General features: G+C 32.2%; 24 protein-coding genes and 1 tRNA gene. 9 read left to right on the plus strand and 16 right to left on the minus strand.

Annotated features, from left to right (window positions below; translation table 11 throughout):
* Nucleotides 1-88: 88 nt before the first annotated feature.
* From Q4512_RS09855 to Q4512_RS09880, 6 genes are all read right to left on the minus strand, one after another.
* Nucleotides 89-2,614 (minus strand): PIG-L family deacetylase, encoded by a 2,526-nt coding sequence (locus Q4512_RS09855; RefSeq protein WP_303424673.1) that lies wholly within the window; start codon nucleotides 2,612-2,614, stop codon nucleotides 89-91.
* 79 nt (nucleotides 2,615-2,693) lie between these two features.
* Complete coding sequence (locus Q4512_RS09860) at nucleotides 2,694-3,239, minus strand: mechanosensitive ion channel domain-containing protein (RefSeq protein ID WP_303424113.1); 546 nt, start codon at nucleotides 3,237-3,239, stop codon at nucleotides 2,694-2,696.
* A gap of 59 nt (nucleotides 3,240-3,298) precedes the next feature.
* Nucleotides 3,299-3,886 (minus strand): Maf-like protein, encoded by a 588-nt coding sequence (locus tag Q4512_RS09865; RefSeq protein WP_303424114.1) that lies wholly within the window; start codon nucleotides 3,884-3,886, stop codon nucleotides 3,299-3,301.
* Entirely contained in the window at nucleotides 3,886-4,800 is a 915-nt protein-coding gene (locus Q4512_RS09870; RefSeq protein ID WP_303424115.1) for a geranylgeranylglycerol-phosphate geranylgeranyltransferase, read from the minus strand. Before Q4512_RS09870 ends, Q4512_RS09865 begins: the two co-directional genes overlap by 1 nt.
* Before the next feature lie 75 nt (nucleotides 4,801-4,875).
* Nucleotides 4,876-5,406, minus strand: coding sequence for an HAD family hydrolase (locus Q4512_RS09875; RefSeq protein ID WP_303424116.1), 531 nt, complete (start codon nucleotides 5,404-5,406; stop codon nucleotides 4,876-4,878).
* Nucleotides 5,396-6,157 carry a Rossmann-like and DUF2520 domain-containing protein gene (locus Q4512_RS09880; RefSeq protein ID WP_303424117.1) on the minus strand — a complete coding sequence of 254 codons (762 nt, stop codon included), beginning with the start codon at nucleotides 6,155-6,157 and terminating at the stop codon, nucleotides 5,396-5,398. The genes Q4512_RS09875 and Q4512_RS09880 overlap by 11 nt, the downstream gene beginning before the upstream one ends.
* Nucleotides 6,158-6,240: 83 nt before the next feature.
* Between Q4512_RS09880 and Q4512_RS09885 the strand changes: the two genes are divergently transcribed.
* The 3 genes from Q4512_RS09885 (at nucleotide 6,241) to mscL (ending at nucleotide 10,382) form a co-directional block, all read left to right on the plus strand.
* A complete protein-coding gene (locus tag Q4512_RS09885; protein ID WP_303424118.1) occupies nucleotides 6,241-6,651 on the plus strand; it encodes a group III truncated hemoglobin in 411 nt (136 codons plus the stop codon).
* A gap of 94 nt (nucleotides 6,652-6,745) precedes the next feature.
* On the plus strand, nucleotides 6,746-9,919 hold the full coding sequence (gene ccsA / locus Q4512_RS09890) for a cytochrome c biogenesis protein (protein ID WP_303424119.1): 3,174 nt from the start codon (nucleotides 6,746-6,748) through the stop codon (nucleotides 9,917-9,919).
* Nucleotides 9,920-9,935: 16 nt separating this feature from the next.
* The gene (gene mscL / locus Q4512_RS09895; RefSeq protein ID WP_303424120.1) at nucleotides 9,936-10,382 is read left to right on the plus strand and encodes a large conductance mechanosensitive channel protein MscL; all 447 of its coding nucleotides are present in this window, start codon (nucleotides 9,936-9,938) and stop codon (nucleotides 10,380-10,382) included.
* Here mscL and Q4512_RS09900 read toward each other — a convergent pair.
* Together Q4512_RS09900 and Q4512_RS09905 are read right to left on the minus strand one after the other, a co-directional pair.
* On the minus strand, nucleotides 10,379-10,759 hold the full coding sequence (locus Q4512_RS09900) for a hypothetical protein (RefSeq protein WP_303424121.1): 381 nt from the start codon (nucleotides 10,757-10,759) through the stop codon (nucleotides 10,379-10,381). The two genes, mscL and Q4512_RS09900, sit on opposite strands and share 4 nt — an antisense overlap.
* A gap of 220 nt (nucleotides 10,760-10,979) precedes the next feature.
* Nucleotides 10,980-11,564 carry a pseudouridine synthase gene (locus Q4512_RS09905; RefSeq protein ID WP_303424122.1) on the minus strand — a complete coding sequence of 195 codons (585 nt, stop codon included), beginning with the start codon at nucleotides 11,562-11,564 and terminating at the stop codon, nucleotides 10,980-10,982.
* A 76-nt stretch (nucleotides 11,565-11,640) separates the two neighbouring features.
* Here Q4512_RS09905 and Q4512_RS09910 point away from each other — a divergent pair, with 76 nt between their 5' ends.
* The 3 genes from Q4512_RS09910 to rlmF are packed head-to-tail and all read left to right on the plus strand — an operon-like array spanning nucleotide 11,641 to nucleotide 13,873.
* On the plus strand, nucleotides 11,641-11,790 hold the full coding sequence (locus Q4512_RS09910; protein ID WP_303424123.1) for a hypothetical protein: 150 nt from the start codon (nucleotides 11,641-11,643) through the stop codon (nucleotides 11,788-11,790).
* A 33-nt stretch (nucleotides 11,791-11,823) separates the two neighbouring features.
* On the plus strand, nucleotides 11,824-12,972 hold the full coding sequence (locus tag Q4512_RS09915) for a PLP-dependent aspartate aminotransferase family protein (RefSeq protein ID WP_303424124.1): 1,149 nt from the start codon (nucleotides 11,824-11,826) through the stop codon (nucleotides 12,970-12,972).
* 10 nt (nucleotides 12,973-12,982) lie between these two features.
* Nucleotides 12,983-13,873, plus strand: a complete 891-nt coding sequence (rlmF, locus tag Q4512_RS09920; RefSeq protein WP_303424125.1) for a 23S rRNA (adenine(1618)-N(6))-methyltransferase RlmF — start codon at nucleotides 12,983-12,985, stop codon at nucleotides 13,871-13,873.
* 19 nt (nucleotides 13,874-13,892) lie between these two features.
* On the opposite strand, the gene Q4512_RS09925 is transcribed toward rlmF, so the two are convergent.
* The 3 genes from Q4512_RS09925 to Q4512_RS09935 are packed head-to-tail and all read right to left on the minus strand — an operon-like array spanning nucleotide 13,893 to nucleotide 18,127.
* Nucleotides 13,893-14,591: a DUF2490 domain-containing protein gene (locus Q4512_RS09925; protein WP_303424126.1), complete on the minus strand. Its 699-nt coding sequence runs from the start codon at nucleotides 14,589-14,591 to the stop codon at nucleotides 13,893-13,895.
* A 48-nt stretch (nucleotides 14,592-14,639) separates the two neighbouring features.
* A complete protein-coding gene (pckA, locus tag Q4512_RS09930; RefSeq protein ID WP_303424127.1) occupies nucleotides 14,640-16,250 on the minus strand; it encodes a phosphoenolpyruvate carboxykinase (ATP) in 1,611 nt (536 codons plus the stop codon).
* A 38-nt stretch (nucleotides 16,251-16,288) separates the two neighbouring features.
* On the minus strand, nucleotides 16,289-18,127 hold the full coding sequence (locus Q4512_RS09935) for an SLC13 family permease (RefSeq protein WP_303424128.1): 1,839 nt from the start codon (nucleotides 18,125-18,127) through the stop codon (nucleotides 16,289-16,291).
* Nucleotides 18,128-18,355: 228 nt separating this feature from the next.
* Between Q4512_RS09935 and bshB1 the strand changes: the two genes are divergently transcribed.
* The 3 genes from bshB1 to Q4512_RS09950 all read left to right on the plus strand — a co-directional run bounded on the left by bshB1 (nucleotide 18,356) and on the right by Q4512_RS09950 (nucleotide 20,209).
* The gene (gene bshB1, locus Q4512_RS09940; RefSeq protein WP_303424129.1) at nucleotides 18,356-19,072 is read left to right on the plus strand and encodes a bacillithiol biosynthesis deacetylase BshB1; all 717 of its coding nucleotides are present in this window, start codon (nucleotides 18,356-18,358) and stop codon (nucleotides 19,070-19,072) included.
* 491 nt (nucleotides 19,073-19,563) lie between these two features.
* A tRNA-His gene (locus tag Q4512_RS09945) sits at nucleotides 19,564-19,639 on the plus strand.
* Nucleotides 19,640-19,729: 90 nt separating this feature from the next.
* Nucleotides 19,730-20,209, plus strand: coding sequence for a hypothetical protein (locus Q4512_RS09950; RefSeq protein ID WP_303424130.1), 480 nt, complete (start codon nucleotides 19,730-19,732; stop codon nucleotides 20,207-20,209).
* A gap of 157 nt (nucleotides 20,210-20,366) precedes the next feature.
* On the opposite strand, the gene Q4512_RS09955 is transcribed toward Q4512_RS09950, so the two are convergent.
* The 5 genes from Q4512_RS09955 to Q4512_RS09975 form a co-directional block, all read right to left on the minus strand.
* Nucleotides 20,367-21,917: a M28 family peptidase gene (locus tag Q4512_RS09955; RefSeq protein WP_303424131.1), complete on the minus strand. Its 1,551-nt coding sequence runs from the start codon at nucleotides 21,915-21,917 to the stop codon at nucleotides 20,367-20,369.
* Between the two features lie 126 nt (nucleotides 21,918-22,043).
* Nucleotides 22,044-23,081 (minus strand): M28 family peptidase, encoded by a 1,038-nt coding sequence (locus tag Q4512_RS09960; RefSeq protein WP_303424132.1) that lies wholly within the window; start codon nucleotides 23,079-23,081, stop codon nucleotides 22,044-22,046.
* Between the two features lie 49 nt (nucleotides 23,082-23,130).
* Nucleotides 23,131-23,460 carry an FUSC family protein gene (locus Q4512_RS09965; RefSeq protein WP_303424133.1) on the minus strand — a complete coding sequence of 110 codons (330 nt, stop codon included), beginning with the start codon at nucleotides 23,458-23,460 and terminating at the stop codon, nucleotides 23,131-23,133.
* Between the two features lie 5 nt (nucleotides 23,461-23,465).
* Entirely contained in the window at nucleotides 23,466-24,251 is a 786-nt protein-coding gene (locus Q4512_RS09970; protein WP_303424134.1) for a DUF3108 domain-containing protein, read from the minus strand.
* Between the two features lie 108 nt (nucleotides 24,252-24,359).
* Complete coding sequence (locus tag Q4512_RS09975; protein WP_368389418.1) at nucleotides 24,360-25,343, minus strand: aldo/keto reductase; 984 nt, start codon at nucleotides 25,341-25,343, stop codon at nucleotides 24,360-24,362.

Raw genomic sequence — 25,343 nt, forward strand, 5'->3', positions numbered from 1 at the left:
AATGCAATAATATAGACTGCGTTTGCAACAAGTATTAAAGTATACATGTTATTCCATTTATATTTTGGTTGGTTCATTGCGGTTATTTTTAATTTTTTATTGTGTTTACTGCATGTATATTCTCTTTTCCTATACTTAACATATTTGCAAATAATCGGTAAGCGCCAGAAACTCCAGCAGGAAACTCTCTAAAGAAACTTAATCCGGTATATATATAATAACCTTTGCCATGTTTTGCAACCAGTAAACTTCCTTTTTTAGCAGATTCTCCTTTGTCATGCATTGATAAAATAGGAGTAAACTCTTTAGACCATTTATCCGGAAAATACAAACCACGTTCTTGTGTCCAGCCTTCAAAATCTTTTTCAGTTATTTTATTTGGAAAATTTAATAGCTCATGTTCTGGTTTTAATAAGGTAACTTTTGCGTTTTCGTCGGTAACACGATCTCTAGAAAGGGTTAAAGAATAAGGAGCAAGTTGCTCTGTTTTTAATCTTCGGTTAGTATTATATTGCACAATCATGTTTCCACCATTAGCGACAAAATCGAATAATATTTGTTGTTTAAATTTTAAAGCTTCAACGGTGTTGTATGCACGAATACCAACTACAACAGCATCAAATTTGCTTAAGGTTTCGGTATTAATATCTTCTGGTTTTATAGTTACTACGTTGTAACCAATTTGTTGTAAACTCTCAGGGATCACATCTCCAGCGCCTTCAATATACGCGATGTTTTCTCCTTTTTTTTGAATATCTAATCGAACAATTTTACTTTCACTAGGCAATAAAACCGTTTGAAACGGAATGTGATCGTATTCCATTTCAATAAGTTCCTTAGTGTAGGTTTTATCTGCAACATGAACCATTGGGGTTATTAGTCCTTCACTTTGATTTTTAGGAGGAATAATAGTAAATATTAGGGTTTGTTCTTGTCCTTTATTAGCGATGGCAAATTTTTGCTTTTCGGGAAAAACACTCCATCCATTAGGATATGCAATTTCTACAAAACCTTCAAGATTATCTCTTCCAGCTTTTACAAGTACAGGGATTTCTTTTGGCTTATCGTTCTCAAAAATTATTACTTTTTCTGCTATTTTGGCCGAAGCTTCTGTGATAATTTCAAAAGGTTTGTATACTTCTCCTTTTACAGGATCATTGGTTTTATAGATAATTGGTTTTGTGTACGAAATTGCGATACCTTGTATGTTTAAGCCAAAAGTTACATTAAAATATCGAGGTGTTTCTGGCTTGCCTATCCAACTTTTATCGTTTACTTGGTACATGCCAAGCGTTCCTTTTTTTGTTAGCCAATATGGTGTTGTTGGTTCTTGGTCTTTCTTTACAGAAAAAGATTTTTTAAGCCCTATTTTTTCGTTTTTGACTAATGTTTTTTCTTCTAAAAGAGGAGTTTCATTATTAATTTGTAAGGTTTTTAATTGTACATTTTCAGAAGCCCTGTTAATAAGTTCAATGTTTAAATGAACAGTTTCATTTGCTGTAGCATGATTGTTTTCGGCTGCAGCTTCTAAATATAAACCAGCACAATTATATATAAGGTTTTTAATTTCTTCGGATTTGATTTGCTTCCAATGATTGTCTTCTAATTTTTCAATGCGCTGGTAAGCTTTCAATAGTTCTGGAATAGAAGCGGAAGGATTTGTGAAGTCGAAATCTTTTTCTACTTGATATAAAATATTTCCTATTGCATTACCTCCAGAAACACGGTTCCATGTAGTATCTATTCCTTCAAAAATATTGTTTTTATCCTTAGGTATTTCTCCTTTAATTAATTCGATATACTCTTGTTGACTTCCACGTGTTCCTGTATTACCGAAGCCTTGCGATTTATGCTGACTTCTACTAAGTGATGCAATTTCGGTGTTACTTAAACCATTGGAAGCATAATAAGTACCAATATCAAAGTTTAAAAGTTTGCTCTTGTCGGCCTTGTCAAATTTTTCTTGGCTGCCATAAAACCACCAAGAAGTATTAAAAAACTCACGGTTTGGTTGCCAAGTTCCATGTTTTTTTACCTGCTCAGGATAAATAGAAGGATTGTTCGCTAAATCAAAAGCTTCTACACTTAACATAGCAGAACTTGTATGATGCCCATGAGTGGTTCCTGGACTTCTGTGGTCAAAACGATTAATAATAATATCTGGTTTAAATTGTCTAATAGCTAAAACTACATCACTTAAAACTTCTTCTTTGTTCCAAATAGCCAATGTTTCGTCTGGATGTTTAGAATAGCCAAAATCGTTCGCTCTGGTAAAGCGTTGTTCTCCTCCATCTGTTCTTCTAGCTGCAAGTAATTCTTGAGTTCTTATTACTCCAAGAAGTTCTCTAATTTCTGGACCAATTAAGTTTTGCCCTCCATCACCACGAGTTAGGGAAAGGTAAGCAGTGCGAGCTTTTACATGGTTTGCCATATAAGAGATTAATCGCGTATTTTCGTCATCGGGATGGGCTGCAACATATAATACAGAACCTAAAAAATTAAGCTTTTTTAAAGATTCGAAAATCTCTGAAGCATTAGGTTTTTTAGGTTGTTGTGCTTGTGTGCTTGTTATTGTAAAAAAAGAAATAAATAAATAGAGTAGTAGCTTTCGCATCATTTTGGTTCGTTTATTAACCAAATATAAAAAAGTTACTACCGAGTAGAATGCTTTTAATCTTTATTTAACTTTATATTTAAATAAGATCGGAACCATGTTCAAAATCTTCGATAGCATCTTTTTCTATAAGGGTAACTGCCTTTTGTAGAATAAGATTATTAGGGTAAGTAACTAAATCACCATTATCTTGTCTTAAGTGTAGTTGAAACGCTCTAATGTCTTCAATAATAGCCTCTATGGGAAAGTCTTTGTCGTGTATTTGAATTTTATCTCCAACTTTATATGGAAACGAGAAAAACATAATGACACCAGAAGTGATGTTGCTTAATATAGACCAAACAGCAAATAGTGCAACTCCAATAACTGCAAAAACAGAAGAAAAAACTAACGCAAGATTTTTAAATTCTGCACCAAAAATAAAAGCTAAAATGAGTGTTAGAATTAAGAAGAGTGTTACAGATGAATATCTAATTATTAAGTGAATTCTTGCATCATTAATTCCAGATTTTCTTCCAATTTTTCGAATAGAAAATTTTTGTATGGTCCAAATAATAAAAAAGATGCCTAATACAATTAAGGCGTTTATAAATTGGTCACTAAGTGAGCTAAAAATATCTTTCATAATTTAAAATAAAATGCAAAGATAAATTAGAATTAGTTCTTAAAAACAAAAAGTAGAAGTTAGTTTGTAATTTCTAACAAAGCTTGATACACTAAATGAAGCGGTAAACCCATTACATTATAATGAGACCCTTCAATTTTTGTAATAGCGATATAGCCAATCCAATCTTGAATACCATAAGCACCAGCTTTGTCGTATGGTTTATAGTTGTCTAAGTAGTAATTTATTTCTATATCAGAAAGTGCTTTAAAAGTAACTTTTGTTACAGCACTTACTGTTTTTTCTGAAGTTTTTGTTGTAAAACAAACCGAAGTAATTACTTCGTGGGTAGCATTACTTAACGATTTTAATATTTGAAAAGCATCGTCTTTATCTCTCGGTTTCCCTAAGGCTTTTTCGTTATGCCATACAATGGTGTCACTAGTAACTAGAATGTCTTTTTCTTGTAATTCTGTTTTAAACGGAAGCGATTTTAATTGCGCTAAATAATCTGTTATTTCAAAATGACGGAGCCTATCAGGATATTCTTCAACAACCGGTTTTAATTGAATTTTAAAATCCAGATCTAAATCCGAGAAAAACTTTTGTCGTCTAGGTGAAGCAGATGCAAGAATTAGATTGTGGTTTTTTAGTTTTTCTTTCAACATTATTTTAAAATTAAAGGGTAAAGTAGCATCGATAACATGCCAAAAAGCATGACCAGTTTCAATATAATACTAATATGTGCATATTCTTTTTTTGTTTTTGCTGAAAACAGTTTTATGCTAATGTAAATAAGTGGCGCTACTATGAATAGTAAAAAGTAAGCTACAGCAATTTCTTGTTTGTATAAAAAAGTAGTGATGTAAAATACAACGCCAACTATTGGTATTAAAGAAAAAACGAAAATAACTTTATTAGCACGATCTCTTCCAATGGCAATTGGTAACGTGTTTCTACCTGCTTTATAATCTCCATCGATATCTTCGATGTCTTTTACCATTTCTCGAATTAGATTAATTATAAATGCAAAAAACGCATAATCTAGAATAATCTTGAAGAAAGTAATTTGTGCTTCTTTGTTTGCAGCGGTTATTGCAGGTAGTAAATCGAAGATGCCAACAATAATTAAACTTAAAGCTACTAAAATAGAGATGACGACATTTCCTATCAAAGGAATTTGTTTTAAATAGGAAGCATACATATAAAGTAGCGCAGAAATAATAACAAATAAAGTAAAAAAAGGACTTTTCCCAACCACATGCGATAAATAAAAACCAAGAGCAACACCTATAAAATTAAAAGCAAAAAATAGGTTGTATGCTGTTTTTTCGGAAATAGATTTACCTACAGTTACCCGATTTGGTTTATTAATTAAATCGGTTTCTATGTCATAGATGTCATTAATTATATTTCCTGCTGCAGCCAAACAAAGTGTCGCTAAAATTAAAATAAATAAACCCATGCCATTTAAAGTAATAGTAACGCCAAAAGGTTCCAAAAGCGCATATTTTATGAGTAATTGCACCAATACAATTAATAAGAGGTTTTTCCAGCGAATTAGGTTTAATATGCTTTGCATTATTTTAAAGAATAATTAATATGAAATAATTAAAGTGTTTTAATCTGTTTGTTAATGCTTTTACTTAACAACGAACTAATCATATTTAGCATCAAAATTACCATCCCATTTGCCTTGTACTTTTAGTACTTGCTCAATAACATCGCGAACAGCACCTTTTCCTCCATTTTTATGTGATATGTATTTAGAAACCGCTTTCACTTCTGGTACTGCATCTTGAGGACTACATGGTAATCCTACTAGTTTCATAACAGGAATGTCTGGAATGTCATCTCCCATGTATAAAGCATTTTCTAGCTTTAAATGGTGTTTTTTTAAATACGCATGAAGTTGTTCTATTTTATTATGCGAACCAAGATATACATCTGTAAGACCTAGATTTTCTAAACGTTTTCTAACACCTTCGTTACTTCCGCCAGAAATAATACAAATAGGATATCCTTTGTCTACTGCAGTTTTTAAAGCATAACCATCTTTAATGTTCATGGTTCGTAACATTTCTCCCGAAGTAGTAACGGTTACTGTTCCATCTGTTAAAACACCATCTACATCAAAGATTAGTGTTGTAATATTATTTAGGTATTCTTTGTAGCTTTTATCTTCCATGTGTTTTTTGTATCGATTTGGTTAGCAATTCGTAAACTTCTTTATGGTGTTTATCTGTTAATGCTTTTAAGTGTTTTTTTATTGTTTTTTTGTCGTTGCGCTTGGCAGGACCAGTTTGTGCTAGATAAGGAGAAATATCATCCAGTTTTCTAGCCGTTTCTTTAATTAAAGGTTTTAGTATTTCAAATTCGGCACTTTGAGATTCTGTTATTTCGTGTGCAATTCTGTAAATCTGATTGGTAAAATTATTTACAAAAACAGCTGCCAAATGCAAAGCAGCGCGTTGGTCACTATTTACTTTATGTGGTTGGCTGCCAATAGCTATTGCCAGTTTTTTTAAAATAGGGAGATCTTCTTTGTTTTTTAGCGCTTCTAAGCATAATGGAACATCCGAAAAATCTACACTCGCATTTTTACTAAACGTTTGTAGCGGATAGAATACACCGCGTTTATGTTTTTTATCAACGGCATATAAACTAACACTACCAGAAGTATGAACAACCAATCTGTTTTCAAACGGAAGTTTAGAAGATAATTCTGCAACTACATCATCACTAACTGCAAGAATATATATATCTGCTTCTACCAAATCTTCTAAATTATCGGTAATGGCAACTTTATTTTTATACTTTTCAATGGTTTTTAAACTCCTGTTATACCATTGTTTTACAGTTACTTCTTCTGCATTTGTAAATGCTTTATATAAGTGGGTTGCTACATTTCCTGCACCAAGTAATACTACGTCAATCATTCTGCTAAAATAATAAGAATAATCAATTACTAATTAATATTATTTAATTCCTTTATTCAAAATAAAAACTTAATTTCGAATTCATGAATAAATCCGATATAAATACTAGAGAAGATATTTTTTTACTTGTTTCTACTTTTTATGATAAAGTTAGAGCAGATCTAACGCTTGGACCTTTTTTTAATGAAACCATTAAAGATTGGAGTGCTCATCTAGAACACTTAACTACGTTTTGGGAAACAAGTCTTTTTATGACCCGAAAATTAGAAAATAAATACCAAGGAAACCCTCTAGAAGCACATGTTAAAGTAGATAAACAGTTTAATCATACCATCGATAATTTACATTTTGGATTATGGTTAAATTTATGGTATCAAACTTTAGATGAATTATTTGAAGGAGACATCACAGAGAATGCAAAACGAAGAGCAAGAAAAATGGGGACTTTTATGTATATGAATCTTTTTGCTGCACGTAAAAAAGATGAAATGTAAATCACGTATATTTTAACACAATATTTGTTTCGATTCGATACTTAAATAAACTAAAATCCGTAAATTTGCACGAGCTAAAAATAAGCTTGTTATTATGCTAAAGAAACTCTCCGATATTCTGTTTTCAACCAGACTAACCGCATTACTTTTTGTTTTATTTGCAACAGCAATGGCTGTTGGTACTTTTATGGATGCAGGAATGGACACATCTCCAACGCCATATAGTAGGAATTTAATCTATAACACATGGTGGTTTGAAGGAATCATGCTATTTTTTGTAATTAATTTTGCAGGAAATATTTTTAGATTCCGATTGTATAAAAAAGAAAAATGGGCAACTTTAATCTTGCATGTCGCTTTTTTGTTTATACTTATTGGAGCGTTTATTACACGCTATGCAAGTTATGAAGGTATGATGCCAATTCGAGAAGGTGCTACCGAAAGTAAGTTTTTGTCACAAAAAACATATATAACAACGTATATTGATGGAGATTATGAAATTGATGGTGTTCCACAACGATTACCAGTAGAAAGAGAAGTAGATTTTTCGCCACGTTTAGAGAATAATTTTGAAGTAAATACCAACTATAATAAGCAACCAGTTCGCATTTCTTTAGAGGAATTTATTGGAGGAGCAGAAGAAGATATTTTGCCAAATGAAACTGGTGAAGAATACCTTAAAATAGTTGAAGCAGGAGGGGAAGGACCTCACAATCACTTTTTAAAATCTGGTGAAGTACAAAGTATTCATAATGTATTAATTGCATTAGATAAGCCAACAAAAGGAGCAATAAATATTACACAAGATGCGAACGGATTAAATATTCATTCGCCTTTTGAAGGAGAGTATTTAACAATGGCTACTATGGCCACTGGCAAGCTTGTGAAGGATAGTTTACAACCATTAATTTTGCGTTCCCGATATATAATTGGAAATATGCAAATGGTTTTTCCTAAACCTGTAGTGAAAGGAGATTTCGGGATTGTAAAAAAAGCACAATTTCTTAAAGGAGACGAGGATGGCGTTGTTTTAAAGGTTACCGCTAATGGAGAAACTAAAAGCGTAGGGTTACTAGGAGGACCATATAAAAACAATGCGTTTAAGCAAATTAAAATAGGAGGCTTAGATTTTGCTTTCCGTTATGGTTCTAAAGTTTTAGAGCTACCATTTCAAATTAAGTTGAACGATTTTATTGCAGAACGTTATCCTGGTACCGAAAGAAGCTATTCTTCCTACGCAAGTGAAGTAACTGTTTTAGATAATAAGGAAGGCGATTTCGATTACCGAATTTATATGAATAATATATTAAATCATGGTGGTTATAAGTTTTTTCAATCTAATTTCGATCCAGATGAAAAAGGAACTATTCTTTCTGTAAATCATGACTTTTGGGGTACATGGATAACTTATTTTGGTTACTTTATGCTTTTCTTCGGTATGATTGCTATCATGTTAGCAAAAGGAACAAGGTTTTCCGATTTAAAAAGACACTTAAATAAGATTAAGGATAAAAAGGAAAAGTTACTTACTGTATTCTTTTTCTGTTTTGCACTACAAACTTTTGCCCAAGAAGAGCAACATCAAGCTCCAACTCCTGCGCAAATTGACTCTATTTTAATTGCTAATGCAACACCAAAAGAACATGCTGACAAATTTGGTAGATTGGTGATTCAAGATTTAAGCGGACGAATGATGCCAATGAATACATATGCATCCGAATTAGTTAGAAAAATTCATCATAAAGAAACGTATGCAGGTTTGTCTCCTAATCAAATTTTGCTTTCTATAAGTGAAAGTCCATTGCTTTGGTATAATGTGCCAATTATTTATCTAACACCAATGAAAACCGATTCGTTAAAAACGATTCTTGGTATTCCGAAGGAAAAAAAATATGCAACTATAGTAGATTTCTTTGACGAAAATTTAAGCTATAAATTAAATCCGTATTTAGAAGATGCATACAAAACAAAAACGCCTAATGGATACCAAAAAGAATTAAAGTTAGCAGACCAACGTGCTACTATTTTATCGAATGCGATTGAAGGATTGACCTTAAAAATTTTCCCAATCCCAGAAGACGATAATAACAAATGGATATCTCCTTTAGAATACAGAAAAGAAGGTTATAAAGAAAAAATTACAGATTCCCTTTACGGAAATTTTGTAAATTCTGGTTTTTCGGCATATTTATTTACTTTAGATAAAGCAAAGCAAAAAGGAGATTTTACTGAAGCTGAAAAGCTTTTAGAATCTTTTAATAAAACGCAGCATAAATATGGTAGCGATATTATGCTTAGTGAGAATAAGATTAGTGCAGAGATTAATTACAATAAATACAATGTATTTAAAAAACTTTATAGATATTATTTATTAGCAGGTTTTTTAATGTTTGTTTTCTTAATTACACAAATTTTAAGCAAAAATAGAAAAGGCATTAACCTAGCTGTAAATATTAGTAAATGGTTAATCATAGCTTTATTTATTGTGCATACTATTGGCTTAATTGTACGTTGGTATATTTCTGGTCACGCTCCTTGGAGTGATACCTATGAAACAATGTTATATGTCGCGTGGTCTGCAATGTTATTTGGGTTGTTTTTTGGAAGAAAAAGTGATTTAACCATTGCTTCTACGGCATTTGTGGCATCTATTATTTTATTTTTTGCACACCAAAACTGGCTAGATCCTGCAATTGCAAACTTGCAACCTGTTTTAAATAGTTATTGGTTAATGATACATGTATCTATTATTGTGGCTAGTTATGGTCCATTTGTTTTAGGTATGATTCTAGGTATAGTCTCTCTTGTTTTAATGATTGCAACTAATGCAAACAATAAAGAGAAAATGCTATTAAATATTAAAGAGCTTACTATTATTAACGAAATGGCTTTAACAGTTGGTTTGGTTATGCTTACTATTGGGAACTTTCTTGGTGGTATGTGGGCTAATGAAAGTTGGGGAAGATATTGGGGATGGGATCCTAAAGAAACTTGGGCTTTAATTAGTATTATGGTATATGCATTTGTAATTCACATGCGTTTGGTGCCTGGATTACGTGGCAGATTTGGTTTTAACTTGATGTCTATTATTGCTTTTGCAAGTATAATGATGACCTATTTTGGAGTAAATTTTTACCTAGCAGGACTACACTCTTATGCTAGTGGAGATCAAGTAATGAGTGTGCAAATTATAGGGATTTCTTGTGCAATAGTAACGATACTAGGTTTCTTTGCATATAGAAAGTATGCGAAGTTTTATAAAAAATAAACAATAAATATTCCAGATGAAATTTTTAAAAGAGTTTAAAGAGTTTGCTGTTAAAGGCAATATGATGGATATGGCTATTGGTATCATCATTGGTGCATCTTTTAATAAGGTAATAGATGTATTAGTGAAGAAAGTATTTATGCCACCTTTATCTTTAATGACAGATGGTTTAAATTTTCAAGATAAAAAATATGTGCTTCGAGATGCTGTTGTTAACAGTGAAGGTGTAACTACTACAAATGAAGTCGTAATAGAGTATGGAACCTTTTTTGAAGTTTCGTTAGATTTTTTAATTGTTGGTTTAACCGTATTTCTAGTAGTTAAAGCAATGAATCGTTTACGTACAAAGGCACACAACGAAAAAGACACAACAGTGGCTACTCCCAAAGATATTGAGCTTTTAGCAAAGCTCACCGTTTTAATGGAGGAACAAAATAAATTATTAAAAGCTACTAAAAATTAAGGTAATTTAATTGGCTCTTTGTCAAGGTTAAGGTCATCAAGCATGTCTTGTGTGAACTTATAATGACCACGACGTGTAATTACTTTAAATCGATCGTCTTTCATTCTAGATAAAACATCTAAAAAACGCCATTTCGACTTTAATAAAGTCGGTTCTTCACTTTTTAAGCCAATTTCAAAATAGTGTTTTCTTCCTGCTTTTTCTGCTACAATATCCGGAGTTATTGAAGAATCAACACCTTTACTCTTTTTAGTGTAAGATTTTGGAGATTCATAACCTTCAACATCTGCTTGAATATTATCAAAGCCTTTGTTTTCTAGGTATAAAATACTTTCTTTTAAAAATTCTAAATTTACTTCTTTGTCTGCTGTTGTCATAACTTGCAAGTTACAAAAAATAATCAACAATACGTAATTATCTGGTATACAGTTGTTTAAAATTATTGCGAATTTGCGAATTGCGTTAAAAAAGCGCCAAAAAAAATAAGTGTCAAGGCGTTTTATTTATAAGATTCTGATTAATAGTTTATTGTGTGCTAATAGAACTTATAGCATATGCAAATTAGAAAATATTTAAATTTATAAAACCTAAATAAGTTTAATTATTAAAATCTGCTACTTCTTCTACTTTACCAGATTCTATTTTTAGAAGTATACTACCAATTCGAACTCTAACCAAGCGTAATGTTGGAAAACCAACTGCAGCAGTCATTTTACGTACTTGTCTAAATTTACCTTCTGTTAATGTAATAGACACCCAAGACATTGGTCCATGACGTGCATCTCTCACTTTTCTATTGGCAAAAGGAAAGTCAGAAACATTAGAAATATTTTTTACGATGCATGGTTTCGTTTTATATTTTGTGCCATGTATTCCAATTTCTACACCTTCTTGTAATTGTTTTAAGGCTTGGGTAGTAATTAGACCATCTACTTGAGCATAATATTCTTTTTCAAATTTTGCACTTCTTATTTCTTCACTTACTTTACCGTTAGTGGTTAAAAGTAGTAGACCTTCCGAGTTTTCGTCTAATCTGCCAATTGCCATAGTTCTTTCCGGAAAATCGAATAGTTCTCCTAATAAACGTTTGTTTTTCCGTTTGTTTTGGTTGTTTATTAATTGGCTTAAATAGCCATAAGGCTTGTGTAATATAAAATGTTGATGGTTTTCTTGTACTTGCAAAGCAATATTCTTTTATTAATAGCAATGTACTTACTTTATTTAAAATGTTTCCATAAAAAATTATTTACATTTGCTTATGCCAAAACCTAAAGGACAAAAAAACACAAAGAATAAAGCGAAACATTCTAAGTTAATCGCTAGAAAAGTGAATAAACAAAAAAAAGAAAAAGAACTGCGAAAAGAACGCTTAAAAGAAATTGTAAAGCGATCTAAAGGGCAAGCTTAATCTCTTATATTTTGTAACTAAAATAGGATAACAATGAAAGACAATAAATTAGGAATAAATACGATTTGTACACATGTTGGTGAGACACCAGATGAACAGTTTAAAGGAGCAGTTTCACCAATGTATTTATCGTCTTCTTATGCGTTTATGGATATAGACGTAAAGCGATACCCAAGATACTATAACACGCCAAATCAAGAATATTTGTCTAAAAAAATTGCGGCCTTAGAACATACAGAAGCAGCAATGATTTTTGGATCTGGAATGGCTGCTATTAGTACTGTTTTGTTAGCGTTTTTAAAATCAGGAGATCATGTAGTTGTTCAAAATGATATTTATGGAGGAACAAGAAATCTTATTGAAAAGCACTTTGAAGACTATAATATTGCATTCACGTTTACTAAAGATTTAAAGATTACCTCGTTTAAGGATTGCATTCAAACAAATACGAAACTCATTTATATTGAAACACCTTCTAATCCGCTTTTAAAATTAGTTGATATGGAAGCAGTCGCAGATTTAGCAAAATCGAAAAATATTTTATCAGTAATCGATAATACTTTTGCTAGTCCAATTATTCAAAACCCAATAGACTTTGGTATCGATATCGTTGTGCACAGTGCAACCAAGTATTTTGGCGGACATAGTGATATTTGCGCAGGAGCTGTTGCTACTTCGCAAGCTTACATAGATACCATTTGGCAAACCGGAATTGCGCTTGGAGGTAGTTTAAGTGATTATACCGTTTGGATGCTAGAACGTAGCATGAAAACCTTAGCGATTCGTGTAAAAGCACAACAACGAAACGCTAGAAAATTAGCGAAATTTTTAGATGCACATCCTGCAGTAGAAAAAGTATATTATCCTGGATTAAAAAACCATGAAAATCATCAAATAGCTAAAAAGCAAATGAAAGGTTATGGTGCGATGCTCTCTTTTGAATTAAAAGAAAATATAGATGCAGAAGCATTTTTAAAGGCATTACAACTTATAAAACCATCTATGAGTTTAGCAGGAATAGAAAGTACCATGTTATTACCTTCTAAAACATCTCATTCTTTATTAACTGCCGAAGCTAGAAAAGAACAAGGTATAAAAGATGGTTTAATTCGTTTCTCTGTCGGAATAGAATCTAAGAAGGATTTGATGTATGATATTGAACAAGCTATAAGTAATTCCTAATTAAAGTATTTTGCATAAAAATAACAAGCATATTAAGGGGTATGATTTTGAAGCTTTATTGAAGGGGTTTCCTAAACTAGAACCTTTTGTTTTTACAAATAAGTATGGTACACTAACCATAGATTTTGCTAATCCGGAAGCTGTAAAAAATCTAAATAAAGCATTATTAAAAACCTATTATTCTATTAATTATTGGGAGTTTGATGATACTCATTTATGCCCACCAATTCCTGGTCGTGTAGATTATATACACCATTTAGCTAATCTATTAAAAACCTATACTTTTAAAAAGAAAATTCAAGTTTTAGATATTGGAACAGGAGCAACTTGTATTTATCCTTTGCTCGGTTTTGCTGCATATAATTGGCGTTTTGTAGGGACAGATGTTGAAAACACTTCCTTGAAAAATGCACAAAGAATTATAGATGAGAATATGTTAAGGGATAGTATTACTTTACGTTTCCAAAAGGACAAGGCACAAATTTTAAACGGAATTTTAAAGCCGGATGACACTTTTATGGTTAGTATGTGTAATCCTCCTTTTTATAAAGATGAAAAAGAGGCATACGAAGCGACACAACGTAAACTAAAAGGTCTTGGTAATACAGACAAACAAGGGCAGCGAAATTTTAGCGGAACAGCAAGTGAACTTTGGTTTGCAGGAGGAGAAAAAGCCTTTTTGCATACCTATTTATATCAAAGTGCTTTGCATAAAAACAATTGTTTTTGGTTTACAAGTTTAGTTTCTAATAAAGACTTGGTGAAATCGATGCAGAAATCACTTAAAAAATTGGGAGCTACAGAAATAAAGATAATTAATATGCAACTTGGTAATAAGATAAGTCGAGTAGTGGCTTGGACTTTTTTAACCGAAGAAGATAAAAAAGATTGGTTATTATAATAGGGGAGGGATAAGTTAATTACAATTTTACAGCAGATTTAGATTTTCTGTAATCGGTTAGGATACTAATTCCTATTTGAATACGATTAAAATTCTTTTTTCTAATATGATGTTTTAAATAATCCATTTGTAGTTGCATGTTTTTAAATAGATGGAAACCTGCTCCAATAAAAAAACGATTTTCATGAAAAGCTTGATCCTGAAAATTAACAAAAGGTTCTTCTTTTATACCAAGGAATAACGTTTTATTGATGTTGTATTTTAAACTAAATCGATAACGAAATCTATTTTGCATTTCATTTTTAGCTGCTAATTGCAAAAAACGTTGCTCTAACCTAAAACGATGCTGTACATTAAAAATACCAAGCTTATGCTTGTAATTGTATTGTTCATAGATTCTGTTTTCCTTCGTGTTGTTGCGATTGTCTTCATCAAAAACACTATCGATATCTAAATACGCATAAGCAACACTAAGAGTTTGTTTCTTTTTTATGTGATAATTTCCAGAGAAACTGGAAAAGGTTAAATTATAATTAGAAATTGGTTCATAAAAACGTAGTTCCCCATAGGTGTTTACACTAAATTTTTCTGTAAATCTATGGTTAATACCTAGCGTGTACCAAGAACCTAAATAGTCATCAGAAGTTTTTTGAGCAAACAATTGTGCTGGGATGCATAGTACAATAAGTAGTGCGATTTGGCTGGCTTTTACAATCATAGAAAAATAAAAGAGCCCAGAATTGGGCTCTTTTTAATTAGGATAATATTAAATATGTTCATTTAAGTGATGGTGCTCATCAATTAATGGGCCTCCTTCTAGTATTTGTTGGGAAGCTTCACTTGCGAATTTTTCAAAATTTAAATGGAAGGAATGTGCTAATTGAATCGATTTACTAATGTAAGCTCCCTTGTCAGTCCAAGTATTCATTGGGTCTAATAATGCTACAGGTACATTCGGACACGTTTTTGGCATGAATAAACCAAATATGGGATGTTGCGAATAATCTACAGTATCTAAATCGCCGTTTAAGATAGCTGTAATCATAGCTCTAGTGTATTTTAATTTAATTCGAGAACCAACGCCATAAGGACCTCCACTCCAGCCTGTATTTATTAGCCAAACGTTAACACCAGCATCTTGCATTTTTTTGCTTAGCATTTCAGCATATACGGTTGGGTGTAAAGGCATAAATGGTTCGCCAAAACAAGCAGAGAAAGAAGGTACTGGTTCTGTGATACCAGCTTCTGTTCCTGCAACTTTAGCAGTATATCCTGAAATAAAGTGATATGCTGCTTGACCTGGAGTTAATTTAGATACTGGTGGTAATACACCAAAAGCATCTGCAGTTAAGAAAAATATATTTGTAGGATTCTTAGCATAAGATGGTTTTTGAATATTGTCAATATGATAAATAGGGTAGCTTACACGTGTATTTTGTGTGATACTACTATCCATATAATCTATAGTACCATCGTCTTTAAAAACTACATTTTCAAGAATTGCTCCAGGTTTAATTGCTCTAAATATATCTGGTTCTTTTTCTTCAGAAAGATCAATAACTTTAGCATAACATCCGCCTTCAAAATTAAAGATGTTATTATCGGCTGTCCAACCATGTTCATCATCACCAATTAGTTTACGGTTAGGGTCAGCAGATAATGTTGTTTTTCCTGTGCCAGATAATCCAAAGAAAATAGCCGTATCGCCAGCTTCACCAACATTAGCAGAACAGTGCATAGGTAAAACGTTCTTTTCAACAGGCAGAATAAAGTTTAAAGAAGAGAAAATACCTTTCTTTATTTCTCCAGTATATCCAGATCCTCCAATTAAAGCTATTTTTTTTGAAAAATTAAGTATGGAAAAATTCCCTTGACGCAATCCAATTGATTTAGGGTCTTTTGCTTCGTATCCAGGAGCGCAAAGTACCAACCAGTCTTCTTTGAAATTTTCTAATTCTGATGCATCAGAACGTAAAAACATATTGTAGGTGAACATGTTAGACCAAGGATATTCGGTAACAGTTCTCACATTTGTTTTATATTCTGGGGCTGCACATACATATGCATCTCTTACATAGATTTCTTTACCGCTGAGGTATTTTGTGATTTCCGATTGTAAATATTCGAAATTTTCAGGAGAGATTGGTTTGTTTGTTTTTCCCCACCAAACACGATCTTTGGTATAATCATCCTTTACAATAAAACGATCTTGAGGAGAACGTCCAGTATATTTTCCTGTATTAATAGCTAATGTTCCATTAGCGGTTTCTTTACCCATTCCTTTTTCAATAGTAATGGCTTGTAGTTTTTCAGGGGAAAGATTCCAATGTGCATTGGTGTCTTTTATTCCGTACTTTGTTAGGTCTCTTGTTTTCATAATCTGTTGTTTTAATGTGTTGTTCAAGATGTTAAATATTAAAAAGGCCAAAATAATGGCACTAGTATTAATGATGTTATTAGAAAGAGTAGTAGCAATGGAACTCCTACTTTTAAGTAATCCATAAATTTATATCCGCCAGCCGTCATTACCATAGCATTCGTAGTTGTGCCAACTGGTGTTAAAAATGCGGTGGATGCACTAATTGCAACTATAATCATAAATGGAGCAGCAGAAAGGTTTAAAGAATTTGCGGTAAGAATTGCAATAGGCGCCATTAGTACTGCTGTCGCTGAATTATTAATAACCTGACTAAAGGAGGTGGTTAATAAAAAAATACCTCCTAGCAATACAATTGGATGTAAAGCTCCTAAAGTGTTAACAAGTCCATTGGCTATTAGTTCTGCTGTTCCTGTTTTTTGTAAAGCAACTCCCATAGGTATCATCGCAGCAATCATAATAACACTCACCCAACTAATACCTTTATATGCTTTTGCCATTGGAACACAGCCAGTGATTAATACAATCCCCGCAGAAATTAATGCAGCAATGGAACCAGGTACAAGTTTAAATACTAATAAAACAATCATTAACAGGAGTGCGAATAGTGCGATATACGATTTAAGGGTGATATTAGTTACGGTTTTAATCATGCCTTCTGGGCTCCCACAAATTACTATATGTTCATGATGTTTTTTTAAATCGTCAATAGCACTCCATTCTCCTCTAATTAAAAAGGAATCTCCCGATCTTACCGTAATTTCTGGCTCTGTTAGTGGTGTTGAGTGACGAGAAGCAGCCATTAATTGTACATTGTATCTATCAAAAAAGCGAATAGATTTAATTTGCTTTCCAACTAAAGAAGATTGCGGCGTTACCAATATTTCCGTCATGCCAACTTCTCTGTTAATTAAATTGGTTCTTAGTTCATTAGTAATGGATTTTAAAGGTAGTAGCCCTAGTCTTAAACTAATCATTAAAGCATTTATCGCTTGCGTTTCTCCCTTTACTGTTATAATATCATGATACAGAAATTCTGTATTCTCCGTTGGAAGTTCAATAAAAGGGTCATTTCCTTTAAGACGGTTAGGATGTCTTCTCTTAATACGAAGTATAGATACCCCGTATTTATTTTCAAAATCCCAATCGCCTAATTTTGTATTTAATAATGGCGATACAGATCTTACTCTTAACCGGTAATATTCACCATCTACTTTATAAGCTTCAATCCATTTATAAAGTGTATTGCTTATATCTACAGGTTTGTTATTTGTTTTGTTATCTGGTAAGAGTTTATGTCCTATAAATTTAAAGTACAGAAGAGTTATTAGTAACAAGGGGATACCTATTAAACTAAATTCAAAGAAAGAAAAACCTTCAAGTCCGCTTTCCATCATTGCATTATTTACTATAATATTAGGAGGTGTACCAGTTAGTGTTAATAAGCCTCCGGTATTAGAACCAAAGGCAACAGGCATTAATAATTTAGAGGGCAATGTGCCAATGCTCCAAGCAGAAGAAATAGTTACTGGCATTAGTGTTGCTACTGTTCCTGTATTACTTACGACTCCAGAAAGTAGCCCAGAACCTAATGTGGTTATTAGTAAAAGTTTCGTTTTGCTTTTACCAGCCATTTTTATAAACTTTTCACCAGCCAATGCTGTCCATCCCGTTTGCGATAATCCTTCTCCAATAATAAATAGAGCGGCAATCATAATAACAGTTGGATTACTAAATCCGCTTAGTGTTTCTGTTAAATTTAAAATACCAAAAAGAAATAAACTTAACATAGATAATAATGCGATAATATCTGGTGTAAATTTGCCCCAAATAAATAAGGCGATGGTGATAATAAGAATTATAATCATTAATGTCATAATTACTAAAAGTTCATTGTATTAAGTTGTGGATTAAAGGTATAGCCATTAGAAGATAATATTTATGATTATTATCATACTTCGAAGTATTACCAGTTTTACAATTTTGACTGCTCTTTATTAAGAATTCTTTAATTTATTTCAAGGAATAATGATTGCTAGTTAAAAAGAAAGCGATTATCTGTCTTCTTTTTAATATTTTTGATGTTTAGAAAACTAAAAACACATATGAAACTAGATATATTAGCTTTTGGTGCACATCCAGATGATGTAGAATTAGGTTGTGGAGGCACAATAGCAAAAGAAATAAAAAACGGAAAAACCGTTGGGATTATAGATTTAACTCGTGGAGAATTAGGTACTCGAGGTACCGCAGCAACTAGAAAGCAAGAAGCAACAAATGCAGCAAAAATTTTAGGGGTAACCGTGCGTGAAAATCTTGGTTTTGCAGATGGTTTTTTTATAAATAACAGGCAACATCAGCTGGAGATTATTAAAATGATACGTAAATATCAGCCAGACATTATTCTTTCTAATGCCATAGATGATAGACATATAGATCATGGCAAAGGAAGCCAGCTGGTTAGTGATGCTTGCTTTTTAAGTGGACTAATAAAGATTGAAACCGAAGTAGACGGAAGCAAACAAAAACAATGGAGACCAAAGCAAGTATACCACTATATACAATGGAAGAATATAGAGCCAGACTTTGTTGTTGATATTTCTGGTTTTATAGATACTAAAATGGCATCTGTTTTAGCATATCGTACTCAGTTTTTTGACGCCAATAGTAAAGAGCCAGAAACCCCCATTTCTAGTAGAAATTTTACCGATAGTGTAGATTATAGAGCAAGAGACTTAGGAAGATTAATAGGGGTAGGGCATGCAGAAGGCTTTACCACAGAGCGTTATGCTGCTGTGGAAAGTTTATTTGATTTAAAGTAATAATTTTTTAAAAAAATCTTTGCAGTAATTACTAAATAATTTACATTTGCACTCGCATTCTTAAAGAATGTTATAAGGTGGGTCTTTTCGTTAGGTTAGGCACTTCTTTTTTAGAAACTTTTATAAAGTTTTAAAATAAAACAGGTTGTTGTAGTCTTAGTTGGTTAGAGCATTCCTTTTTAGAAACTTTTATAAAGTTTTAAAATAAAACAGGTTGTTATAGTCTTAGTTGGTTAGAGCATTCCTTTTTAGAAACTTTTATAAAGTTTTAAAATAAAACAGGTTGTTGTAGTCTTAGTTGGTTAGAGTATTCCTTTTGAGAAACTTTTTTAAAGTTTTAAAATAAAACAGGTTGTTATAGTCTTAGTTGGTTAGAGCATTCCTTTTGAGAAACTTTTATAAAGTTTTAAAATAAAACAGGTTGTTGTAGTCTTAGTTGGTTAGAGCACACCTTTTGAGAAACTTTTTTAAAGTTTTAAAATAAAAAACATGGTGATTGTAGCTCAGCTGGTTAGAGCATCGGTTTGTGGTACCGAGGGTCGCGGGTTCGAATCCCGTCTTTCACCCAAAAGCAAAAGCTTCTCTTTTACAAGAGGAGCTTTTTTTGTTTGTAATAATTGCATAGTTTTGATAAAAAAGAATCCTTATTTTAATACGATGAAGAAAATAACTATAATCTTACTACTTGCTTTCATTTCAATCTCCTATTGTAATGCACAAGAAATCTCTTTTAAAAAACATTCCTTTGTGGGCTATGTGTTTTATGAAGATGGTAATAAGTTAGGGCTTAATGAATTAGTAGATAAAATAGCATCTAATGCAGAAGTATTACACTTAATGAAGAATGCAAAATCTAAAAGTGTTTTTGCATCGGTTATTAGTTTTTCTGGAGGTGCTTTAATTGGTTGGCCTATTGGTGAAGCAATTAGTGGCGGGGATCCTAATTGGGTGCTTGCTGGTATTGGAGCAGGATTGGCTATTGTAGCTATTCCTATTGGGGCTAGTGCTAATAAAGATGCAAAAAAAGCAGTTACATTATATAATGAAAGTCTAAAGACTACTTCTTTAAATAGGTTTAAACCGGAATATAAAATTATAGCAAATACTACTGGAATTGGATTGGCAATGCAGTTTTAGTTTTTTGGAGAAATAAAAAAATAGAAAGAGAAATTAAAAAAGGAGCTATAAAATACATTTTATAGCTCCTTTTTTTGCGTTAGCGATAGTAGCGTTATCCTTTTTGGTACAAAAAGATTTAAGCGGATAGCGCGACCCTTTGGGTAACGCCCAACTTTTAATTTGCCTTATCTACAGTTATTCTATTTTCACGATTTGCTAACTCCCAAGCGGTGTAAAATATTAGTCGTGTTCTGTTTTCTAATAAGTCGTACTCAATTTTGTCTGGGGTATCGCTTGGTTTGTGATAATCGTCGTGCGTGCCATTAAAATAAAAGATTACTGGAATGTTGTTTTTTGCAAAGTTATAGTGGTCACTTCTGTAATAAAAACGGTTTGGATCGTTGTCATCATTAAAGGTGTAGTCTAAATCGATGTTGCAATATTTGGTATTCATTTCTTCTGAAATGTTGTGTAATTCGGTACTTAATTTATCGCTACCAATAAGGTAAAGATAGTTTCTGTTGGTTTTTTCGCGTTTCGGATCTGTACGACCAATCATGTCTATATTTAAATCGGCAACCGTATTTGCTAAAGGGAAAATTGGGTCTACGTCTGTGTAATATTTAGATCCTAGTAGGCCTTTTTCTTCTCCAGTTACATGTAAAAATACGATAGAACGTTTTGGTCCTTGACCGTTTTTTACTGCGTTTTGAAATGCTTCTGCAATTTCTAACATGGCTACGGTACCAGAGCCATCGTCGTCTGCACCATTATAAATCTCACCATCTTTTATTCCTTCATGGTCTAAATGTGCTGAAACTACAATGTATTCTTCTGGCTTTTCACTTCCTTTAATTATTGCGACTACGTTTTCCGATTCGAAACCATTGGAATCATTTTTATACGTAAATTCTATTGCGCTGTTTAGTGTTTCTGTTTTATCTGAAGTATCAATTGTACTATGTATCGTTTTTGCTAAATTGGTATTTATAACAAAGTAATATAGATTGTTTGGTGCTTCTTGTAGAGACATTCTTCCATGACTTCCTCCAAATCTTCTCGCAACAAAATCGTAAGCATTTGCATTATAAAATATTACTGCTTTTGCTCCTTTTTTCTCTGCAGCTTCTCGTTTTGCAACAAACTCTTGTCTAAGATTAGACCATTTTGAAGTTTCACTAGTTCCAGAAATAGTATAGGTTCCATCTGTGTTTTTTGGTTCTCCTGCTTTAAAAAGAACGACTTTGTTTTGCACATCTAGATCTGTATAACTGGAAAATTTTTCATCATCAATACCATAGCCAACATAGATTATTTCTTTTGCATCTAATGTACCATCTGGGCTAGAGAGAACAGATACATAGTCATCAATATTTGTGAATGATTTTCCGTTTACTAATAAATCAATCTTAGGAGTTTTTAATGTTTGTAATGGTACTTCTTGAAAGTAGTCGTTATCTGGTAAAGCCGAAGGAACTCCTATGTTTATATAGTGGTTTTTTAAATATTCTACGGCTTTCTTTTGTCCTGGGTCTCCAGTATTTCTACCTTCAAAGTCATCAGAAGCATAGGTGTAAAGTGCCTCTTTTAGTTCTGCCGAAGTTATGCTGTTTGCATAGGTAGTAACATCTACCGTTTTTGTGCTTGTTGTAGCTGTTTTGTTTTGCGAAGTTCCACAAGAAAAGAAAATAGTAGAAATACCAAAAAGGAAAAACAATTTTTTCATAAGATTGTATTTTTAATGAAGGTGTTCGTTTGTTGGTTAGTAAAAAAATCTAATCTACTATATTACGAAAAAGTAAAATAATAGATTAAGTAAATATACGCTTTATATAAATTTTAACAGGGAGTATTAAAAATCGGTATTCATTAATAGCTTGTTTTCTTGATTGGCTAGTTGCCATGCGGTAGCAAAAATAAGCTGTGCTCTTTTTTCTAGTAGGGGATAGTTTATTTTATCTGCAGTATCTGTAGGCTTATGGTAGTCTTCATGTTCGCCATTAAAATAAAAAATTACAGGAATATTATGTTTCGCAAAGTTATAATGATCGCTTCGGTAATAGTATCTGTTACTGTCGGTTTCTTCGTTATACTTATACTCTAAATTTAAATTGGTGGTGATAGTATTTACAGATTCATTAATATAATGTAATTCTTTACTAAGCCTATCTGCACCAATAATATAAATATAGTTTGGATTTTCCTTATGAGTTCTATCTACTCTTCCAATCATATCAATATTTAAGTTCGCAATGGTATTCTCTAGTTTAAATATTGGGTTTTTGGTATAGTATAGAGAGCCTTGTAGTCCAATTTCTTCGGCAGTAAGGTGTAAAAAAAGAATACTTCTTTTAGGTTTAAATCCGTCTTGTTCTGCTATTTTAAAGGCTTGTGCTATTTCTAGTATTGCGGTAGATCCAGAACCATTATCGTCTGCACCAAAATGTATTTCTTCATTTTCTATACCTAAATGGTCAAAATGCCCAGAAATAATAAGAACTTCATCAGGCTTTTCACTTCCTTTAATATAAGCTAATACGTTTTCCGAAGCATGTATTCCTTCTGGTAAAAAGGATTTAGGTATGTGTTGAAAGTAGGTAGAATCTGCAATAGGAGATGCTATGTTGTGCGATTTATAAAAATCGACTAAAAAATTAGCGGCTTTTTTCTGTCCTTCTTCTCCTGTTGCACGACCTTCAAAATTGGTAGATGCAAATTGGTATAAATTTTCTTTTAACGCTGCAGCAGTAATGGTTGCTGCATATTTTTTCACTAAAGTACTATCAACAATAGTTATATTTCCTTTTAGGTTTTCAATTTTTGTAGCATATTTAGTTTCAGCACAAGAACCAACTAAAATAAAAGCAGATAGTAAAAAGTACATCTTCATAAACATCCATTTTTTTGAGCCTCAAATATATACAAAATTTGATAATGATTTATTCCGATAAATCGATACCTTCTAATGCTTCAATGGCATTATCTTCTGCTTCTTGTTCGCGTACTTCTAGTGCTTCTGTATTTCCAATTTCAGCTTCGCTAAAAACAGATTTGTAAGTGCTTAAACATAAAGAGATTATGGTTAGTAAAAATATTAATTGTACTGTTTTTTTAGATTCGTTTTCCTTTTTAGATAAGTAAAAGGCGATCAAGCCAAACAATAAAGCGGCTATTGCAGGAATAAACGCAATGTTGAATAATGGTAAAGCAGATAAAACCACTGCAATTATGGCTGCAATTAACCCTAGAATGATAAATAACTTTCTCATAGTTTTTAGTTTTTTAAACCTGTTGCAGATTTTATTTTTAATTCTCCACTACCAACTGCTACTCTAAATTTTGCGTAAACTGGTATTTTATTTTCGTCTGCAGTTAGCCAAAGTAGATTCGCATTATTTCCTTTTAAAACGTCGCTACCATGAATGCGAATTGCTAATTTGTAGCATTCTTTATTTCCAATGTTGGTACTAATGGTTTCTTTTCCTAAAAGCGTAAACGATATTTTTGTTTCCTCATTATCAAATAATACAGTAAAAGAATCTGTTGCTCCAATTGGAGCTTTATGGATATCTAAATTTCTAATATGGTAAATAGTGGTTACTAAATCTTTGGTTCCCGAATTAATTTTCACTTCCTCATTTCTGTCCCAAAAACCAGATGCAAAGTTCTTGCTTTTTTGTCTTCTTAGGCTTTTTACTGTATTTGTTTTATGGTTAAAAGTATACTTCACAAATTTATAATGACCACCTTCATCAATATCTCTTTGGTATAAATAAGGGGTTAAGGTTTTAGGGTTAACATAACTTTCGTAGATGTCTCTAATTTTAAAAAAATTATCCCATTTGCTATACGTAGTTGCTGTACATTTTAGACGTAATAATGTGGCTTTCGAAGTCTTTACTTCGCTAGTTTCCATACGAACTTCGGCAAGGTCTGTTAGTAAACCAGACATATTATAAGCAGCTGTAAAACTAAGTTTTTCGCCAGCTTGAAATGCATTGTTTTGTGCAAATGTAGTTGCGCTTAAGGTTAGCAAAAGGAGCGTGATTATTTTTTTCATAAATTCTAAAAATTTTTCAAATATACAAGTTTGTAACATTAATTATGCCGAAGCTTATACCTTAACTTCTTTTTTCGAATTTTATTTTTTAATCCACATACTAATTATTTAATTCCAAGGCAGTTGTTTTCTTTCTTGCCAATAAGCAACAGGGGTTATTTTTAATTTTTTTAAGCTATTTAATTCTTCTTCCAATAAGGTGATTTTATTTGCTTGAAGGTTAGAAATTAACTGTTCTGTATTCGATGCGCCACTTAAAACAATACTTTTCTTAATATTTTGTTGGCAAAATTTTAAAGCTATTGCATCTATACCAACATGGTATTTTATTGCTAATTTTTCTAAAGTATTGTATAGTTTAGAGTAGTGCTTATAATTGCTGTTTTTAAAAACCCTACCATTCGCTAAGGCTTCTTTTATAATTATTTTTTTGCCTTGTTTTGCTAACGTATTACACATGGTTTCTAAACTTTGATCTAAAACATTATAAGTAACCTGAAACGCATCAAACAATGGTGTGCCTTTTATAGTAACGTCCATTGCTTTTTGTAATACTTCTAACTGGTTGCTTCCAGTGGTTGTAATCCCAATCTCTATTGGATGTTCCTTTTTTAAAACTGCCAATCGGTTTAAAACGGCAGCATTATTTAAGACTCCAGTTTCTAAAGTAGCCGAATGGATTTGATACAGTTTTAGATGCGGAAGAAATGCATTAGAAACTTGCCATTGCGCATTTAACTTTTCTAGGCTATGTTCTTTTACCTCATGAACTTTTGCATTTGCATCAAAATTGGCAACGTATGTATAGCCCCATTTGGTAGCTACAGTAATGGTTTCGTCTTCTTTGGTTTGTAACCATTCCAATAATACATCTTCCGCTAAGCCGTATCCCGGAGCAGTATCAAAATAGCGAATACCTAATTGGTATGCTTTTTCAAGTGTATTAAAGCTGTCTTGTCTAAAGGATTCTAAACTTGGATTTAAGTTTTTATCCTTTCGTATATTAATATATTGCGGTCTTCCTAATGCAGCTGTACCAAGTCCTAACATTGTATTTGTTTTTATGGTTATCATGCCTTCGGTGCAACCCAC

It is taken from the genome of Oceanihabitans sp. 2_MG-2023 (assembly GCF_030547245.1).
Lineage (GTDB): Bacteria > Bacteroidota > Bacteroidia > Flavobacteriales > Flavobacteriaceae > Oceanihabitans.

What these genes read in the sequence shown, in the direction of transcription:
- Q4512_RS09855 (WP_303424673.1), bottom strand. Translation starts at nt 2,614, where the DNA reads ATGCGAAAGCTACTACTCTATTTATTTATTTCTTTTTTTACAATAACA.
- Q4512_RS09860 (WP_303424113.1), bottom strand. Translation starts at nt 3,239, where the DNA reads ATGAAAGATATTTTTAGCTCACTTAGTGACCAATTTATAAACGCCTTA.
- Q4512_RS09865 (WP_303424114.1), bottom strand. Translation starts at nt 3,886, where the DNA reads ATGTTGAAAGAAAAACTAAAAAACCACAATCTAATTCTTGCATCTGCT.
- Q4512_RS09870 (WP_303424115.1), bottom strand. Translation starts at nt 4,800, where the DNA reads ATGCAAAGCATATTAAACCTAATTCGCTGGAAAAACCTCTTATTAATT.
- Q4512_RS09875 (WP_303424116.1), bottom strand. Translation starts at nt 5,406, where the DNA reads ATGGAAGATAAAAGCTACAAAGAATACCTAAATAATATTACAACACTA.
- Q4512_RS09880 (WP_303424117.1), bottom strand. Translation starts at nt 6,157, where the DNA reads ATGATTGACGTAGTATTACTTGGTGCAGGAAATGTAGCAACCCACTTA.
- Q4512_RS09885 (WP_303424118.1), top strand. Translation starts at nt 6,241, where the DNA reads ATGAATAAATCCGATATAAATACTAGAGAAGATATTTTTTTACTTGTT.
- ccsA (WP_303424119.1), top strand. Translation starts at nt 6,746, where the DNA reads ATGCTAAAGAAACTCTCCGATATTCTGTTTTCAACCAGACTAACCGCA.
- mscL (WP_303424120.1), top strand. Translation starts at nt 9,936, where the DNA reads ATGAAATTTTTAAAAGAGTTTAAAGAGTTTGCTGTTAAAGGCAATATG.
- Q4512_RS09900 (WP_303424121.1), bottom strand. Translation starts at nt 10,759, where the DNA reads ATGACAACAGCAGACAAAGAAGTAAATTTAGAATTTTTAAAAGAAAGT.
- Q4512_RS09910 (WP_303424123.1), top strand. Translation starts at nt 11,641, where the DNA reads ATGCCAAAACCTAAAGGACAAAAAAACACAAAGAATAAAGCGAAACAT.
- Q4512_RS09915 (WP_303424124.1), top strand. Translation starts at nt 11,824, where the DNA reads ATGAAAGACAATAAATTAGGAATAAATACGATTTGTACACATGTTGGT.
- Q4512_RS09925 (WP_303424126.1), bottom strand. Translation starts at nt 14,591, where the DNA reads ATGATTGTAAAAGCCAGCCAAATCGCACTACTTATTGTACTATGCATC.
- pckA (WP_303424127.1), bottom strand. Translation starts at nt 16,250, where the DNA reads ATGAAAACAAGAGACCTAACAAAGTACGGAATAAAAGACACCAATGCA.
- Q4512_RS09935 (WP_303424128.1), bottom strand. Translation starts at nt 18,127, where the DNA reads ATGACATTAATGATTATAATTCTTATTATCACCATCGCCTTATTTATT.
- bshB1 (WP_303424129.1), top strand. Translation starts at nt 18,356, where the DNA reads ATGAAACTAGATATATTAGCTTTTGGTGCACATCCAGATGATGTAGAA.
- Q4512_RS09950 (WP_303424130.1), top strand. Translation starts at nt 19,730, where the DNA reads ATGAAGAAAATAACTATAATCTTACTACTTGCTTTCATTTCAATCTCC.
- Q4512_RS09955 (WP_303424131.1), bottom strand. Translation starts at nt 21,917, where the DNA reads ATGAAAAAATTGTTTTTCCTTTTTGGTATTTCTACTATTTTCTTTTCT.
- Q4512_RS09960 (WP_303424132.1), bottom strand. Translation starts at nt 23,081, where the DNA reads ATGAAGATGTACTTTTTACTATCTGCTTTTATTTTAGTTGGTTCTTGT.
- Q4512_RS09965 (WP_303424133.1), bottom strand. Translation starts at nt 23,460, where the DNA reads ATGAGAAAGTTATTTATCATTCTAGGGTTAATTGCAGCCATAATTGCA.
- Q4512_RS09970 (WP_303424134.1), bottom strand. Translation starts at nt 24,251, where the DNA reads ATGAAAAAAATAATCACGCTCCTTTTGCTAACCTTAAGCGCAACTACA.